The sequence below is a fragment of the Candidatus Leptofilum sp. genome (assembly GCF_965223285.1).
In the GTDB taxonomy this organism is placed as follows: domain Bacteria; phylum Chloroflexota; class Anaerolineae; order Promineifilales; family Promineifilaceae; genus Leptofilum.
Genome location: NZ_OZ244997.1, coordinates 2,685,523 through 2,701,867 on the forward strand (window position 1 = coordinate 2,685,523; position 16,345 = coordinate 2,701,867).

General features: G+C 50.4%; 18 protein-coding genes. 14 read left to right on the plus strand and 4 right to left on the minus strand.

Annotated features, from left to right (window positions below):
- Positions 1–54: 54 nt before the first annotated feature.
- Positions 55–309, plus strand: coding sequence for a hypothetical protein (locus ACOQPU_RS12215; protein ID WP_420645391.1), 255 nt, complete (start codon positions 55–57; stop codon positions 307–309).
- A gap of 20 nt (positions 310–329) precedes the next feature.
- Here ACOQPU_RS12215 and ACOQPU_RS12220 read toward each other — a convergent pair whose 3' ends face one another.
- Together ACOQPU_RS12220 and ACOQPU_RS12225 are read right to left on the minus strand one after the other, a co-directional pair.
- Positions 330–1,466, minus strand: a complete 1,137-nt coding sequence (locus tag ACOQPU_RS12220; protein ID WP_420640640.1) for a hypothetical protein — start codon at positions 1,464–1,466, stop codon at positions 330–332.
- A 37-nt stretch (positions 1,467–1,503) separates the two neighbouring features.
- Positions 1,504–1,812, minus strand: coding sequence for a YgiT-type zinc finger protein (locus tag ACOQPU_RS12225; protein WP_420640639.1), 309 nt, complete (start codon positions 1,810–1,812; stop codon positions 1,504–1,506).
- Between the two features lie 182 nt (positions 1,813–1,994).
- On the opposite strand from ACOQPU_RS12225, the gene ACOQPU_RS12230 reads away from it, so the two are divergent.
- The 6 genes from ACOQPU_RS12230 to ACOQPU_RS12255 all read left to right on the plus strand — a co-directional run bounded on the left by ACOQPU_RS12230 (position 1,995) and on the right by ACOQPU_RS12255 (position 5,580).
- On the plus strand, positions 1,995–2,369 hold the full coding sequence (locus ACOQPU_RS12230; RefSeq protein WP_420645392.1) for a phasin family protein: 375 nt from the start codon (positions 1,995–1,997) through the stop codon (positions 2,367–2,369).
- Positions 2,370–2,474: 105 nt separating this feature from the next.
- Positions 2,475–2,852, plus strand: coding sequence for a phasin family protein (locus ACOQPU_RS12235; protein ID WP_420645393.1), 378 nt, complete (start codon positions 2,475–2,477; stop codon positions 2,850–2,852).
- Positions 2,853–3,184: 332 nt separating this feature from the next.
- Positions 3,185–3,757: a polyhydroxyalkanoate synthesis regulator DNA-binding domain-containing protein gene (locus tag ACOQPU_RS12240; RefSeq protein WP_420645394.1), complete on the plus strand. Its 573-nt coding sequence runs from the start codon at positions 3,185–3,187 to the stop codon at positions 3,755–3,757.
- Positions 3,758–3,774: 17 nt separating this feature from the next.
- On the plus strand, positions 3,775–4,335 hold the full coding sequence (locus tag ACOQPU_RS12245) for a hypothetical protein (RefSeq protein ID WP_420645395.1): 561 nt from the start codon (positions 3,775–3,777) through the stop codon (positions 4,333–4,335).
- Position 4,336: 1 nt separating this feature from the next.
- Positions 4,337–4,774, plus strand: a complete 438-nt coding sequence (locus ACOQPU_RS12250) for an SRPBCC domain-containing protein (protein ID WP_420645396.1) — start codon at positions 4,337–4,339, stop codon at positions 4,772–4,774.
- Between the two features lie 119 nt (positions 4,775–4,893).
- Positions 4,894–5,580 carry an SRPBCC family protein gene (locus ACOQPU_RS12255; RefSeq protein WP_420645397.1) on the plus strand — a complete coding sequence of 229 codons (687 nt, stop codon included), beginning with the start codon at positions 4,894–4,896 and terminating at the stop codon, positions 5,578–5,580.
- Positions 5,581–5,653: 73 nt separating this feature from the next.
- On the opposite strand, the gene ACOQPU_RS12260 is transcribed toward ACOQPU_RS12255, so the two are convergent.
- Positions 5,654–6,223, minus strand: coding sequence for a TetR/AcrR family transcriptional regulator (locus tag ACOQPU_RS12260; RefSeq protein ID WP_420645398.1), 570 nt, complete (start codon positions 6,221–6,223; stop codon positions 5,654–5,656).
- Between the two features lie 163 nt (positions 6,224–6,386).
- On the opposite strand from ACOQPU_RS12260, the gene ACOQPU_RS12265 reads away from it, so the two are divergent.
- On the plus strand, positions 6,387–7,778 hold the full coding sequence (locus tag ACOQPU_RS12265) for a cytochrome P450 (RefSeq protein ID WP_420645399.1): 1,392 nt from the start codon (positions 6,387–6,389) through the stop codon (positions 7,776–7,778).
- A gap of 152 nt (positions 7,779–7,930) precedes the next feature.
- On the opposite strand, the gene ACOQPU_RS12270 is transcribed toward ACOQPU_RS12265, so the two are convergent.
- Positions 7,931–10,264, minus strand: a complete 2,334-nt coding sequence (locus ACOQPU_RS12270) for a COR domain-containing protein (protein WP_420645400.1) — start codon at positions 10,262–10,264, stop codon at positions 7,931–7,933.
- Between the two features lie 290 nt (positions 10,265–10,554).
- On the opposite strand from ACOQPU_RS12270, the gene ACOQPU_RS12275 reads away from it, so the two are divergent.
- From ACOQPU_RS12275 to ACOQPU_RS12300, 6 genes are all read left to right on the plus strand, one after another.
- Positions 10,555–11,925 carry a tryptophanase gene (locus ACOQPU_RS12275; protein WP_420645401.1) on the plus strand — a complete coding sequence of 457 codons (1,371 nt, stop codon included), beginning with the start codon at positions 10,555–10,557 and terminating at the stop codon, positions 11,923–11,925.
- A gap of 64 nt (positions 11,926–11,989) precedes the next feature.
- Positions 11,990–12,745, plus strand: a complete 756-nt coding sequence (locus ACOQPU_RS12280) for an SDR family oxidoreductase (RefSeq protein ID WP_420645402.1) — start codon at positions 11,990–11,992, stop codon at positions 12,743–12,745.
- Positions 12,746–12,948: 203 nt separating this feature from the next.
- Positions 12,949–13,836 (plus strand): AAA family ATPase, encoded by an 888-nt coding sequence (locus ACOQPU_RS12285; RefSeq protein ID WP_420645403.1) that lies wholly within the window; start codon positions 12,949–12,951, stop codon positions 13,834–13,836.
- A gap of 6 nt (positions 13,837–13,842) precedes the next feature.
- A complete protein-coding gene (locus tag ACOQPU_RS12290; RefSeq protein ID WP_420645404.1) occupies positions 13,843–15,063 on the plus strand; it encodes a vWA domain-containing protein in 1,221 nt (406 codons plus the stop codon).
- A gap of 67 nt (positions 15,064–15,130) precedes the next feature.
- Positions 15,131–15,796 carry an endonuclease III domain-containing protein gene (locus ACOQPU_RS12295; RefSeq protein ID WP_420645405.1) on the plus strand — a complete coding sequence of 222 codons (666 nt, stop codon included), beginning with the start codon at positions 15,131–15,133 and terminating at the stop codon, positions 15,794–15,796.
- A 10-nt stretch (positions 15,797–15,806) separates the two neighbouring features.
- A complete protein-coding gene (locus ACOQPU_RS12300) occupies positions 15,807–16,292 on the plus strand; it encodes an NUDIX domain-containing protein (RefSeq protein WP_420645406.1) in 486 nt (161 codons plus the stop codon).
- Positions 16,293–16,345: the final 53 nt, after the last annotated feature.

The window sequence follows — 16,345 nt, forward strand, 5'->3', positions numbered from 1 at the left end:
GCAAGATTGTTGTGGCACTTGGCAGGATTGAGTGATGATACTGTCCATTAATGATTGAGCGAGACACAAATGGAAAAACGGCCGTTTAGCCTATCACAACCAATAACATACCAAATCAAAGTCCCTGGCCACCTGGACGCAAATGCATTGGATTGGGTTGAGCAAATGACCCTTGTGGTTAAATTCGACGAAGAAGGATTCCCTTTCACGCTCATAACAGGGTTGCTTGACCAAGCGGCTCTGCAAGGAATCTTGCGGCAGCTTTATGCCCTGGGCCTGCCGTTGATTTCGGTCAATTGTGTTACATAAATCGAATTATTTGGGTGTAATTAGATTTTGTGTAACGGCCGTGCTCTGTGAGGAAAAATCCACCGATGGTCTTGCCACGGCTGCCTCTTTTGTGAACGCCTAGGTATCCTATCCGCCAGCTTCTCTAAATTCTCAACATCTGCTTCAGTAACAAGCTGAGATTGCGGAGCTTCTGCCTTCTCCAGCAGACGGTGCGCCTGTTTTGTAGCCAGAAAATGAGCCTGAATCGCTTGCCAAGAAGCACGCCAGCACTTGTTACAGATTGCCATGCGCAAGGCAAGCATCGGATTGAGGTTTTCATCCGCCCAGCGCATCCCAGCCTGTTTCATCCGTCGTTGCATCACCACCTTATGCCCAGACTCTACTATCCCAGATCCAATGGGAATTCCGTTTTTTCTGAAATGTGGATAATCTATCATCGTTTGACGTCGCTCAAGATAACGAATCGCTGCTTCTATTTCATCCGCTGCTGGGTGGGCTTGGTTTTGTGTCCATAGGAAACGCAATTCATTCAGCGTTCGTTGGGGTGCTTTTGTGCCTAACTGTTTAGACATCTGGGGATACCATTGTTGGAAACGGTCACTTTCTGCCCCATACAGGGCTTTGCCAATCGTGGCGATATACCCTTGGGCATGGGCAAAATCAATCACGCGTGTCGCTGTGGGGCAATGATAGTCGATGAAGCCCTGTATCCAGACAGCACCATCATTAACCGCGACAACTTTTTCAGCATTCTCCCCACCCCGTCGCTGCCACTCGACAATTGCCTTGTCGCTAAACAACTCTGCCTTATCTGCACTTGAGAAGTAGCTTATCTTGCCTGTTTTGGTCACGACTTCTTGTTTTTTAGCATCCCAGATAGTCTCAAATTCACCGAAGGCAACCGTTTTTACTTCGCGCCATTCGCCATTTCTTAGCTGTACCATTGCCCCATCTGCACTTACAATGAGTTGCTTTGGTTTGGCTATTGCTTTGGGGGCTGTCTTTTCCAGATGTTCTTTTTCTATTTCAATTAGCTCATCTGCTAGACGGCCGTTTCGCAGCGTGATTTCTCGTACGGTTGCTACGGAGATGTCGAGGCCCCACATCATTTCTAACTCTTCTTGGGCTTCTGCATAGGGTAGCCGGCTACCTAATCGGGTTACGGCCTCTTGCACTTGCGGCGTATACGCGCCTCTCAGCAACCTGAGTTTTTCATCCAGGGGGAAAAAGTGTCATCCCACATTCATGACACCTCATTTGCTCCCTTTCAATTGTGACTTTGTCGCCGTTTTTGGTTCGTAACGTTCGCGTTTTCTTCCCGTTTTTCATCATTGGCTGGTCGCAGTTTGGACAGTCCACCCTAGCCGCCTTCCCTTCTCTGGCCATTTGTGCGAGCAATTGCTGCCTAATTCCAGCTAACTCAGCATCAATCGCTTCTTCCATTTGTGTCAAATTGGCATCTTTGTTCTCTGCTTCCCACTGGTTCAATCTGTTGAGCATTTCATCGAGTTCTTTTTTCATCCCCCCATTTTCTGCTTCTTGCTTCCATTACACAACTTTTCATTACACCCGAATTATTTTGCCCTCTTGACATTCATGACGCACTGTGTTATATTTTGTTCATGATGCAATGCGTCATAACGAAATCAAACAAAGATGATACTAAGCAATCGCTACATTTCTAGATTGCAGGAGGCACAAAAATGGCAGAAAAAATTGAGTTCACCGAAACGGTAGAAGAAAACGTAAATATGTTGGTTGAAAACGGCCGTAAAGTTGTATTGGCCGGTTTGGGCGCAGTCACCTTTGCACAAGAAGAACTATTTGGCATGTTCAGCAACCTGGTAGAGCGCGGCACCGCAACCGAAGAGAAGACCCGCAGCATGGTTAACAAGCAGGTCGAAACCCGTCAGAAAGATGCTAAGAAAGCAGCCAAACGGGTTGAAAAAGAAATTGAAAAACGGTTTGAGAATGCTTTGCACTGGATGAACATTCCTTCCAAAAATGATATTGATAAGCTGAGCCGCAAAGTCACCACCTTGAACAAAAAGGTAAACGATCTGAGCAAAGCTGCTTAATAAATGAACCATCTCTGGGGAAGAGCAAATTAATAATTGGTAGGGTTTTCGCGGGTAGATGGTAACCATCTACCCGCGTTGCGTAACATTAGCTGAGGTAAAAAAATGGCAGAAAAAATTGCAATTGAAGAAGAGGCTATTGAAGAAGGGAAAAATCCTTTTGTAGAAGGCATTCGCCGCGTTTTACTGGCCGGTGTAGGTGCTGTTTCTGTAGCTCAAGATGAAGCTGAGAAGTTTGTTCACCGCCTGGTTGAAAAGGGTGAGATTGCGGAAAAAGACGGCCGTGCCTTACTCAATGACCTGGCCGAAAACCGTAAACAACGCGCCCAGGAAAGCAGCAAACGGGTGAGCGATGAGCTAGAAAAGCGGATGGAAAGTTTACTGAACCGGATGAATATTCCGACTAAATCTGACATTGAGAAGTTGAGCAACAAAGTTGCCGAGCTAACCAAGAAGATTGAAACATTGAAAGAACAAAAGTAAGCAATCTCTGTTTTTATAGTAGCTAAAAAACGGCTACTTTACGCCCATTTGCTATCTCCAAATTTTGTTTGCAAATGGGAAATGACAACTAAAAATTTGATGATTTTGGGAGAGAAACGGCCGTTGCGCTACGCCTCTCCCTTTTTGCATATCTGTTAATCACGCCTATAATTTCGTATGACGCACCGAATCATTAAGAAGCCATCCGATATAGTCACAGAGAGAAAAGCAAATCGAAGGAGCATGCTTCACCTCAAAGGTCTCTGTTTACTCTGTGCCAACGCCGCATTATCGGAGAGACACCAAGTAAACTAATCAAGGAATGAGCCACTATGCCCGTTATTAAACGTTACCCAAATCGGAAACTGTATGACACAGATGCAAAAAAATACATTACGCTAGACGGCATTGCAGAGCTTATTCGTGAGGGTGCTGAGGTCCAGGTTGTTGACCACACAACCGATGAAGATTTAACGGCCGTTACCCTCACCCAAATCATCTTTGAGCAAGAAAAACGGAATAGCGGTTTTTTGCCGAAATCAGTGCTAACAGGGCTGGTACGGGCCGGTGGCGACACGCTCAACACCTTGCGTCGTAACCTCAACTCACCGCTAGAGCTGCTCAAACATGTGGATGAAGAGATTGACAAACGGCTGCAAACCCTTGTAGAACGGGGCGAGATGGCCAGGGATGAAGCGATCAGCCTGAGCGAAAAACTCATTGCTGCTGGGCAAGAGAAAGGCAAAGAGATGATCCCCGGCCAGCAACGTTTGGAACGCCTGTTAAGCGTGCGCGGGGTACCTTCTCGCGAAGAGGTAGAGGAGCTAACCAGTCAAATTGAAAATCTCTCGGCCAAAATTGACAATCTTATTGACGAGAAAACAACAGAAGACGATAACAACTAACCCACTTAACCCACTGAATGATCAACATTATTGGCTCCATCAAACGAGCATTTGTGTTTCCCGCTGTCCCCAAAGTTGCTCTGATGTACTATAGCGACATCAGTCGGGTTGCCGAGTTTTTACCTCACATTACGCTTGTGCATGCATATACCGCCAACCAAATCCGAATGCTGTATGAGACGGTAGAGCTTGGTGCTTACACAATTCAAATTTATTCGGACCTGGAAAGTAGCGTGGATTGGCAGGAGATGGTACTGAACGTTTATCCAGTCAAAATTGAGGCGGCACCTCCCGTTCAGGCAGAAACCACGATGCGCAAAGCGACCGGCAGTGGGTTGTTTGCTATTGAAACGCACTTTTTCGATCTGGGCACACAAACCCGAGTGGAATATACCATCCGCCTGAAAGCAGATTTGGAACGGCCGTTAGGCATGCGCCTGATGCCCAAACGTGTTGTCAAACGAATTGCCCAAAGCATTACAGATGAGCGGGTGAAAGAAATTGCTGACGGCTTCATTAAAAGCTCGGTAGAAGCATTTCCCACTTGGGAAGCAACTCACCAACCTGTGAACAAATAAAATGGAGTTTCGCGGAAATGTCACCTTTGCGGCCACGCAAACGGCCGTTTGGCAGACCCTTACCACCCCTGAGCTTGTTGGGCAATGCACGCCTCGCCTGCAAGGCTGGTCCCCGCTGGAAACCAATACACAATTCCAGCTGCAATTTTGCTGGGGCAGCGGCAAAAGCACCGTCATCATTCCTGTTCTGCTCATCTGGCAAACCGTAACCCCACCCACGTACCTACAGTGGACTGGCGAAGCACAAATGGGCAGTACGGCCGTACCCATTCAAGGCGATTTCTCCCTCCAAAGCACCCCAGCAAGCCAAACCACCCTCACCTTTACGGCTCAACTCAACCCACCAAACAAACTCCTCGCCCAAATGATCCAAACCACTGCCCCCCGCCTCATAGAAAGTTTTTTTCACTGCCTCAAAACCACGACCGAAGCCGTTTGACAGCACTCTACACATTAGGTAAAACTGCTGTAAAATTGTTCTTTCCCAGCCAAAAAAGCCATACTTAAGCGAGATTTTGCAGAAGCAAACCATCGCTAACATCCACAGGAGATAACGAAATGAAAGTAGAAGGTAGCTACCCCTTTGCAGCACCCCGCGACCTGCTTTGGCCAATGCTGCAAGACCCCGTTGTCTTGGCCAACGTGTTGCCCGGCTGTGAAAAGCTGGAAACTGTAGGCGAAAACAAATTCCACGGCATTCTCAAAATAAAAGTGGGCCCGGTGCAAGGAAAATTCATGGGCGATGTCGTCATGAGCGACATTAACGACCCGGAAAGCTGCACCATCGCCGTAGATGGCAAAGGTGCGCCCGGTTTTGTAAAAGGCACCGGCGCCCTTCGCCTAGAACCAGATGGCGATATGACCATCCTCCACTACAATGGTGATGCCGACGTTGGTGGCCGCTTAGCCAGCGTGGGGCAACGCATGTTAGAAACATCGGCCAACGCCATCATCCGCCAAAGTCTGGAAGGTTTGGGTCAGCAAGTGCAGGCTCGCATGATGGCAGAAGCCAGTGGTGAGCTCAACCTCGATGACCTGCCGCCCCCACCAGCCCCCCCTTCCCAAACGCAATTTGCCGTCGGCGTGGCAAAAAACCTGCTAGAAGAATATTTAGCTCCAGAACAACGCGACAATCTCGTCAAAGCAGGGCTGGCAGCATTGGGCGTACTATTTCTTGCCAGTTTAATAGCTAATTGGTGGGCGAACAAGATTGCCCAAAAAGTAGCTGACAAACTAAAAAAATGAGGCAATAAGTTTTAAAAGTGTGCATCAATATGCCAATCACTTTCAGACGTGATTGGCACATAAAGGCAAAAATTTATACCTGCGTGACAGGCACGGTACCTGTTACACACAGATGAATAGACATCTCTGCCATTTCGCGGGGTGTGTACGGCATATCATTCTTCAACCACCAGCTCACCAGGGCAAAAAGCGACCCGGCCACATGCCGCGCCATAATTTCGATGGGCACCTGTGATTCAACAGTGCCTAATCCGGCCCGTAGCTGCATTTCACTAAACTGGGCAATATAATCAATTACCCGGTTAATCACATACCCCATCCCGTTTTCCCCCAACAAAACCCGATATAAATCTGCGTGCTCAGCCACGTGGGCAAATACCATCTCATCTGCCTCTGGATTTTCCCAAATTGGCTTGTTCATTGTTTTGGTGGCAATCTGCTGTACCAATTCATCAAAATATCCCTCCAGGCTATCGGCTAACAGTTTCTCTTTGCTGCTGTAATGCAGATAAAAAGTAGCGCGGTTCAAATCTGCGCGGTCAGTAATATCCTGGATTGTGATTTGATCCCACTTTTTTTCTTGCACCAACTCTAACAGAGCATTTCCCAAAAATTTGCGTGTCCGCCTCTTACGTCTGTCCATTTGCATTCTCTCGTCGTTTAGTCAGCATCTGTCGATAAAACAACGGTTCATTGTAATTCATTCTTGACAATCTTCTGATCTGATTTATGATTTTGGCAACACTCTATCAATTAAACAACAACTTGTCAATTATCTTAGTATCAAGTATCAAGGAGCAAACCTTATGGCAGTGAAACGGCCGTCCGGCCCCAAAGGCTCACTTATTTTAGGCAACGCAGCCCAGTTCAGTGAAGATGAACCTACGTTCTTGTTGAAGAACGTTAAGCAGTACGGCGACATCGTTTATTTCCGGCTAGCGCATATGCACACTTACCTGCTGGGGCATCCCGACCTTATTCGGGAAGTATTAGTAACCCAGCGGGAAAAATTTGAAAAAGCACCGCTTGACAAGCAGATTTTGGGCAATGGATTGCTTACTAGCGATGGCGACTTCCATCGGCGGCAGCGGCGGCTGGCGCAACCCGCCTTCCATAGCAAGCGCATTCATAATTATGCAGAAGTGATGGTTGATTATGCGAACCAGCTTATGGCTGGCTGGCAAGATGAGGCGACAGTGGACATTACCGAAGAGATGATGCACCTGACGATGCTCATCGTCTCCAAAACGTTGTTTGACGCTGATGGCATTACCGGAACGGGCGATACGGCCGATTCGATCAGCAATGCCATGCATGACTTCCAGACCGTTTCTAACCGAGATTACCAACGTGGATTTTCACTCCCAAGCTGGATTCCTACCGCCGACAACCGGCTGCGCAACAAGGCTTCGGCGCAATTTAATGAGGTGATGGACCAGATAATTGCCGAACGACGCAAAACGGCCGTCAACGGCCAAGTCGCCGACACGGGGGATTTGCTCTCCATGCTCATGCTCTCGGTAGACGAAGAAAGCGAATTTATGGACGACGAGCAGCTGCGCGACGAAGTCGCTACCCTGTTTGCTGCTGGGCATGAAACCACTTCCAACGCGCTGAATTGGACATGGTATTTGCTGGCGCAACATCCCGACGTGGAAGCCAAACTGCACCAGGAGCTGGATAGCGTGCTGGCTGGCCGTCAGCCAACGCTGGCAGATTTGCCCAACCTGCCCTACAGCTTGCAAATCATCAAAGAGTCAATGCGGCTTTACCCACCCGCCTGGATTTTGAACGGCCGTCTCGCTTTGGAAGATGCCCAGATTGGTGGCTACACCATCCCCAAAGGCAGCACCGTTTTCATTTCACCTTACGTCATGCACCATTTGCCACAATATTTTGACGAGCCTGAAATGTTCAAGCCAGAGCGGTTTACGCCTGAATTTGAGAAATTGCTGCCCAAATTTGCCTACATGCCTTTTGGCGGCGGGGTGCGGGTGTGCATTGGCAACGCCTTTGCCATGATGGAAGCGCAGCTTATCCTGGCCACCATTGCCCAAAAATACCGGCTGGCACTCGCTCAAACCGAGCCAGTAAAGTACAAAGCCCAAATTACGCTCACCCCGGAAAACGGTATTCAGATGCGGGTGATGGAACGGGAAACGGCCGTAACGCCCACCCCTGAACTCGCCTTTGCCTAATTAATCCAATGTAACAACCTAAAAACGGCACTCCGAAAACGAGTGTCGTTTTTAGATCTTGGGCCATCTACTTTTACAAAGGATTTATAGACGTTAAGCAAACCAACACACAGGCTGACATACGCTTCCAAACGCCCCTCACGCTGTAACCGTTAGGTTGCCGAGCCGTCTGCGTCTCGACCAATCGCTAGCCCCTGACTGTTGCTGATACCGCCTTCAATGTGAATATAATCGCCACCCACGTACATTCCCTTATCCAAAGCCTGTTGCCGCGCACCCACATCATCAATTAGGCGCCATACGTCTACCGTTTCGTAGCTGTCGTCGCATTCAGCCGTTGTTTTGCCGGCCGCCAGCCGCTTTTTTAGCCGCCCAAAATCAAAGAAGTAAGGTCTGCCGCTCCCCTTGCACTGAGAGCAGTTACAGGGAATCAACTGCTTGATTTGCAGCCGCTCCGGAAAATCGCTGTGGATTTTCTCAAACTCATAGCCGATTTTGGTGAGCAAATCCCGCTTCTGCCTACCTTGTACGCGAATGGTGATTTCCCGCCGCTGGTAATGCTCAATGATTTCGGCGCGGGCATCTGCATTTTCCAAAATGACGCCCGTTTTCCACACCCAATCCTGGTTGGCAATGAGCCGATGGGTGGCCACAATGAAGCTGGTCAAGATGCCTTTGGGCATAAATGTGGGGTACCGGAAACGAAGTTGAAGATTGTCATTTTCGTCCCAAGGATAGTTCGGTTTGTTTTCGCTCAATAGCTGTGGGGCGATGTAGTCACCATTCCCCGGCAGTTGGTAGCAAAGCTGGAAGCGAACCATCAATTGCAGCAGTTCGTCCCGCCACGGGGCATACTTTTCTTCATGCCAAATGGTGTCAAGATTGGCGCGGCTAAACCGCCCTTGGTTGGCTTTCACCTGATCGCTTTCCAACACGGCGTAGACGGCTGCCGTGCCCCATTCCGGCTTTAAAATGAGGGTTTTATTGAGCAGCGGATCATCCTGATAATGGAGGCACACGCCCAAATCATGCAAATAATCACTCAGTTGCAGCTTGTCATCGTGGCGACGGAAGCCGTGCCGCTGGCATAAATCGAGGTACTCAGGCAGCGGCATCGTGTTGCGCGGGTCTTCTTCCAGCACTTCCCGCACCCGCACCCACGTTTTGGGCAGCGTTTGCCCCACGTGGGGCAGTTGCACGATGTGGTATTTGATCGCGTCGATAATTTTATACAAACGGCGATTGTTTTCGTCAGCCAGATTGACGGGGAAAACATCTTTGAGGCTGTTGAACTCACCGCGCAGTTGGTTTTCGTTGAACGGCCAGGCACGATTTTGCTTTTCGTTGGAAATAATGAGCGCGGGGCTGTTGTCGCTGAGGAGTTCGACGACGTTGAGCCAGTAGTAGAAATCGGTTTTTTGCTCGCGGGCGTCGGCGACAAGGGCGTAGAGAGAGCGGCGGGTGAGGAAGAATTTGTGGGTGGCGTGATAAATTTCCTGCCCGCCAAAATCCCAGACGTTGACGCGGAAATTGTTGTCAGTGGAGACATCCGATTTTTCCAAAAAATCGGATGTCTGTGGCAGCGGAAACGTCCACTCAGCTACATCAATTCCTTCAGTGGACGGTTCGGTGGGATTGATGGTATAGGTGGGGTCTTGCAACTTTTTGACCAGCGTCGTTTTGCCCGCCCCCGCTTCCCCAATGATGATCAGCTTCGCTTCGTACAGCGTATCGACCCCTTCTTCTGCTAATTGATCAAAGTAGGCTCGCACTTTATTTAAATTTACTATTCTATTACCGCTTAGCTTTTTTAATTCCAGCACTTCTTGCGGTGGCGTTTGAATTGGGTTGTCGTGCAAATAAAGTTTTTCGAGTTTGGGCAGGTTAAACAACCAAGCAGAAACGGCCGTTAGCTGGTTGTAACTCAACCATAACGTCGTCAGTCTTTGCAGCTTGGCGATTTCGGAGGGAACGGCCTTTAGCTTATTGAAGCCTAAATCCAACGTCGTCAGATTTTGCAGCTTGGCGATTTCGGAGGGAACGGCCTTTAGGTGGTTACTGCTCAAATCCAATCTTGTCAGGTTTTGCAACTGGCCGATTTCAGCGGGAACGGCCGCCAACCGGTTACTGCTCAAATTCAATGTTGTCAGATTTTGCAGCTTGGCGATTTCGGGCGGAACGGCCGTTAGCTGATTCTTATACAATCTCAGCTCTGTGAGGTTCTGTAACTGGCCAATTTCGGAGGGTATGACCGTTAGCTGATTGCCACTCAAATTCAATGACTTAAGCCATTCCATTTCAAACACAGCATTTGGTATTTCTTCCAGTCTGTCTTCTCCTGAAAAAAGAACCAAATTTAACGAAGTAGAGCGACTGCGCTGGGCCGCCTCAATTGTCTCAACCGCCCATTCTGGTGTTGGGTCATCTTTATCTTCTGAAGTTGATTCATCTTTGTTGCCAAATAGTCGGTTAAAAACATTTGCCATCTGCTTCCTCCTGCTGCTGCGTTGCCTGCCACAAGCTTGGCCCATTGTAGGCGATCCCGCCCAAATAATCGAAAATGTGGCCGCTTCAAGCACAGTTTGACCGTCTCCAACCAGAAGCTCATCATCACCCAATTGGCATTGCAAGTTGGTAAGCTGTTAAAATTGTGCCAGGTTTCTATTTCCCACAGACTTGAGAGACCACCCAGTACATTGTGGCTGGTGGTTAGTGGCTAGTTCATCTCACAAACCAACCACCAACCACTATCAACCCACTTTTCCGGAGGCACTTCATGAAGTTCAAAACCATTATTGAACCATTTCGCATTAAAACCGTCGAACCGATCCGCCAAACCACCCGCGAGGAGCGAGAGCGATTGCTGGCAGAAGCCTACTACAATCTGTTTCTGCTCAAGGCCGAAGACGTGCTCATTGACCTGCTCACGGATTCCGGCACTGGGGCCATGTCTTCCGGCCAATGGGCGGGCATGATGCTGGGGGATGAGTCGTATGCGGGGGCCAAGTCGTTTTACAAATTTGAAACGGCCGTGCGCACCATTACCGGCCTCAAACACGTTATCCCCACCCACCAGGGGCGCGCCGCCGAGCGCATTTTATTCGGCTCCACGCTCAAACCGGGCGACATCGTGCCCAACAACACCCACTTTGACACCACCCGCGCCAACACCGAATATCGAGGGGCCGTGGCCCACGACATACCCATCCCCGAAGCACACGATCCAGCCGTTATTTTGCCCTTCAAAGGCAATATTGATCTGGAAAAGCTAGAGCGCACCATTGTCGAAAATCCGGGTAAAGTGCCGCTGGCGATGATCACCGTTACCAACAACTCCGGTGGCGGGCAGCCTGTGAGCATGGCCAACATCCGCGCCGCCAGCCAGATTTGCCGCCGACACGGCATCCCCCTCTTCCTCGACTGCTGCCGCTTTGCCGAAAACGCCTGGTTCATCAAAACCCGCGAAGAAGGGTACGCCGACAAAACGCCGCTGGAAATCGCCCAAGAAATGTTCAGCTACGTCGATGGGGCCACCATGAGCGCCAAAAAGGATGGGATGGGCAACATTGGCGGCTTCCTCGCCCTCAATGACGATGCACTAGCAGAAAAATGCAAAAATATGCTCATCCTCACCGAAGGCTTCCCTACCTATGGCGGCTTGGCCGGGTACGATTTAGAAGCGTTGGCCGTAGGGCTAGAAGAGGTGCTGCACGAAGATTATTTGCAATACCGCATCCGCTCCGTCGCTTACCTGGGGGATATTCTCACCGAAAACGGCATCCCCATTGTGCAGCCGCCCGGCGGCCACGCCATTTACATAGACGCCAAATCCATGCTGCCCCACATTCCGCAAAGCGACTATCCTGCCTGGGCCTTGTCTTTGGCACTCTATTTGGAAGGGGGTATTCGCTCCGTAGAGATTGGCTCAGTGATGTTTGGCCAACAACCAGACGGCAGCGAAAAGCCCGCCGCGATGGAGCTGGTGCGCCTGGCCTTCCCGCGCCGCGTCTACACGCAAAGCCACGTCGATTATCTGGCGGAAGTATTACTTTATGTCAACAACATGAAGGAAAGCATTCGCGGCGTGAAGATTGTGGACGCCCCGGCTGTGCTGCGCCATTTTTCGGCAAAGATGGCACTGATTTGACCGTAACCAGTTGTCAGTGAATCAGTAATCAGTTTAGGTTACTGAAACAGTTTAGGAGGTTCCCATGCAGCTAGACGGTAAAATTGCCCTGATCACGGGTGGTGGCTCTGGTATTGGCAGGGAAACGGCCGTTCTCTTTGCAAATCACGGTGCCAAAATCGCCATTGCCGACCTGAACCCGAAGGGCGGCCAGGAAACGGTGCAGATAATTACGCAGACGGGCGGCCAGGCCATCTTTGTGCAGACGGATGTATCGCAGGCAGCCCAGGTGGAAAATATGGTGAATGCCGTGGTGGGGGCATACGGCCGTCTCGACATCGCCTTCAACAACGCAGGAATCGAAGGGCACACGGATCGCACTGTTGACGTGACCGAAACTGAGTTTGATCAGATCATGGCCGTCAATGTAAAAGGGGTATGGCTCTGCCTGAAATACCAAATTCCGCAGATGATTGCCCAGGGTGGCGGGGCCATCGTCAATACCGCTTCAGTGGCTGGGCTGGTCGGCACCCACTCCATGCCTGTTTACGGAGCCAGCAAACACGCCGTCATTGGCCTAACCAAATCGGCTGCTTTAGAATACGCGCGCAAAGGCATTCGCATTAACGCAGTTTGCCCCTCGGTCATTCGCACGCCGATGGTTGAACGGGGCTTTGTCGAATTTCCGCAATTTGTGGAAGCCACCAAGCGGATTAACCCCATGCGCCGCTTGGGTGAACCGATAGAAGTTGCCGAAGCGGTGCTCTGGCTTTGCTCCGATGCAGCCTCCTTTGTAAACGGCACAGCGTTGACAATAGATGGGGGATTTACAGCACAGTAAGCGGTAAACGGTGAACGCGAAGCGGTCGCACAGCAACAGTACCGATCACGGATAACTAGACATTATTGGAATTAACATTATGTCAAAAACTAATCCGCAGATTTCGCAGATTGACGCAGATTAGAGGAAAAAATCTGCGTTAATCTGTGGATAGATTCCTATTTCCGATAATGTCTACTGATTACCGAAACAACGGAGAACAGATGGAAATAGAGTCAATCGACCAGTTACAAGAAGCACTTCACGGCAAAAATTACGTTGCCGATCGTGGGTTGGCAACGGCCGCTTTTTTGGCGTTAAAGCTACAAAGGCCTCTCTTTTTAGAAGGGGAACCTGGTGTGGGCAAGACGGAAATTGCCAAGGTCATGGCCGATTTGCTGGACACTGAACTGATTCGCTTGCAATGTTATGAGGGGCTGGACGTGAACCAGGCAGTGTACGAATGGAACTACACCCGCCAGATGCTGCACATTCGTCTACTGGAGTCACGCGGCGAGCGAGCCACCGAGGCTGAACTGTTTGGCCCGGAATATTTGTTGGAACGGCCGCTCCTCCAAGCCATCCAGCACAGCAAACCACACCCCCCCGTTTTGCTCATTGATGAAATTGATCGCAGCGATGAAGAGTTTGAAGCGTTTTTGCTAGAAATCCTATCCGACTTCCAAATTAGCATTCCAGAAATTGGCACGATTAAAGCAGCCCAACCCCCGGTTGTGGTGCTGACCTCCAACCGCACCCGCGAAGTCCACGACGCGCTCAAGCGTCGCTGCCTCTACTACTGGATCGATTACCCCAGCTTTGAGAAAGAGTACGACATTGTGCGCGCCAAGCTGCCCCACGCCGCCGACCAGCTGGCCGAGCAAGTGACTTATTTCATTCAAGAGCTGCGCCAGCAAGATTTGTACAAAATTCCCGGCGTGGCCGAAACGTTGGATTGGACGGCCGCTTTGGTTGCGCTGGATACCCAGGCACTCAGCGTGGAAATTGTGGAAAACACTGTTGGCGTCATTCTCAAATACCAGGATGATATTGAAAAAGTGCGTGGGGAAACGACCCGACAAATTATTGAGCGGGCAAGAGCCAATACGTAACCATCCATGACCAACAACTACCTGCTGCACAACCTGATTTTATTCGGCCATTTTCTCCGCGTCCTGGGCATGGACGTGAATCCGAGCCGGATGATTGATTTGGCGCAAGCACTCGAGCATGTGAATCTGGCGCAAAGGTCAGACTTCTTCTACACTGCCCGCTGCCTGCTGGTTCACAACCGCGAAGATCTGCCTCTGTTTGAGCAAGCATTTGCGCTATTTTGGCGTGCCCCGCGCGAAAAAATTGTCTTCAACAATTTACCAAAAAGACATCCCAATGTACTCGAATATGAACCCATCATCGCCCCGCCCGCACTGCAAAATACGCCAAATGGCAGCGACAAAGCAAAAAATGACGTCGCAGAGGTGCAACAAGTTATTGAGGTGACGCAAACGTACAGCTCGAATGAGGTGCTGCGCCAAAAAGATTTTGGCGAACTAACGCAGCAGGAATTACATGCCGTCAAGCGATTTATGGCGCAAATGGTGTGGCAGCTAGGGCTGCGACGCACCCGGCGGCAGCAGCCGGGGCGCGGGCAGCGGCTGGATTTGCGCCGCAGCCTGCGGCGGAATCTGCGCTACGGTGGCGAAATGCTTGAATGGCGCAGCCGCCAAGCCAAGTTCAAGCCGCGCCCACTCGTCGTCATTGCCGACATTAGCGGTTCGATGGAGCGGTATGCGAGGCTGCTGCTGCACTTCATCTACAGCTTGGCGAAGGGGCTAACGCAGGAAGTAGAGGCGTTTGTGTTTAGCACTCACCTCACCCGCATTACGCGGCAACTGCATGGCAAGGAGATTGATCGCGCCCTGGCAGAAGTCTCCCGCGAGGTAACGGATTGGTCCGGCGGTACGCGCATTGGCCAATCGCTGAAAACATTCAATTTCGACTGGGGGCGGCGCGTGCTGGGTCGGGGCGCGGCGGTGCTGCTCATTAGCGATGGCTGGGACAGGGGCGATCCGGTGCTGCTAAAAAAGGAAATCGGCCGTTTGCAACGGAGCTGCCATCGACTCATCTGGCTAAACCCGCTGCTTGGCTCGGCGGCGTACGAACCGCTGACGCGCGGCATGCAGGCGGCATTGCCGTACATCGACGACTTTTTGCCCGTGCACAATCTGGCCAGCCTGGAAGAGTTGGCGACGCATTTGCAGCAGTTGACGGTGGGGAAACGGCCGTCTCGCCGCCAACGGCTCAAATTATCCGGGGCTGCCTTCATCAAGGATCGGTAGAATAGGACGCGGATAAACGCTGTTTTTTTATCCGTGTCATCCGCGCTAGTCCGCGTCCAAAAAAATTATGGCAAAGGAAACGTTTGATATTGATGTGGTGATGAAGCGGGTGGCGGAGGCGGTACGGCCGTTTCCCAAGGCTGCCATGTTTGAACTCGCTGAAAAAGGGCATGACAGCCCGTTCGAGCAGCTTGTTGGCTGCATTTTGTCCATCCGCACCTATGATGAAGTCTCCCTGCCCGTCTCGCTAAAGCTCTTCGCCCGCGCCCGTACGCCGCAGCAAATGGCAACATTGAACGCCGCCGAAATTGCCAGAATCATTCACCGCAGTTCATTCTCCGAGCGAAAAGCAGAGCAAATCAAAGCAATTGCCCACCGGTTGGTGGATGAATTTGAGGGCAAACTTCCCTGTGACCGCGATCTCATCTTGTCCTTCAAAGGCGTGGGACCAAAGTGTGCTAATCTGGCACTGGGCATTGCTTGCGGCCAAAAGGTCATCAGCGTCGATATTCACGTCCATCGCATCACCAACCGCTGGGGGTATGTGGCAGAGAAGACGCCAGAAAAAACGATGGTCGCCTTGCAAAACAAGCTGCCAAAGAGATATTGGATCGACATCAATCGGCTGCTGGTTCCCTTTGGCAAGCACATTTGCACCGCCAGCCGCCCCCGCTGCACAACTTGCCCGCTATTTGCCATCTGTCCACGCGTCGGTGTCAAATCTTATCGCTGAGGAACCGAATATGACGATTCCATTTGAAGAAAGCTATCATGGTCAACTACGCAAATTCATGGGCAATCAGCGCGTCATTGTTCCGGCCGTTCGTGGCATTGTTCAAGACGAGCATGGACATATTTTATTCGTTAAGCGGAGTGACAACGGTGATTGGGTTTTACCCGCCGGATCGATAGAACTTAATGAATCTGTATTGGACGCTTTGAAGCGCGAAGTTTGGGAAGAAAGTGGTTTATCGGTACAGGAAGCAACCTTAATTGCTATCTATTCTGAACCGCGCTTCCACTTTACCAACAGCTATGGTGGAAAACATCAAATGCTTGCGTTTGTGTTTCAGGTAACCCAGTGGACAGGCACCTTGTGCCAGGAAACGGATGAAACGGTGGCTGCCGAATTTTTTGCGCCAGACGCCTTGCCGCCAAACATCTATGATTTTTATCGGGAGACGCTTCAGGATTTGAACAATTTTTCTGGAGCAATTATATTAAAATGAGCTGCCTTTTTTTTGTATCTCGGCGACAACGTAATAGGAACAGCGTCCTATCA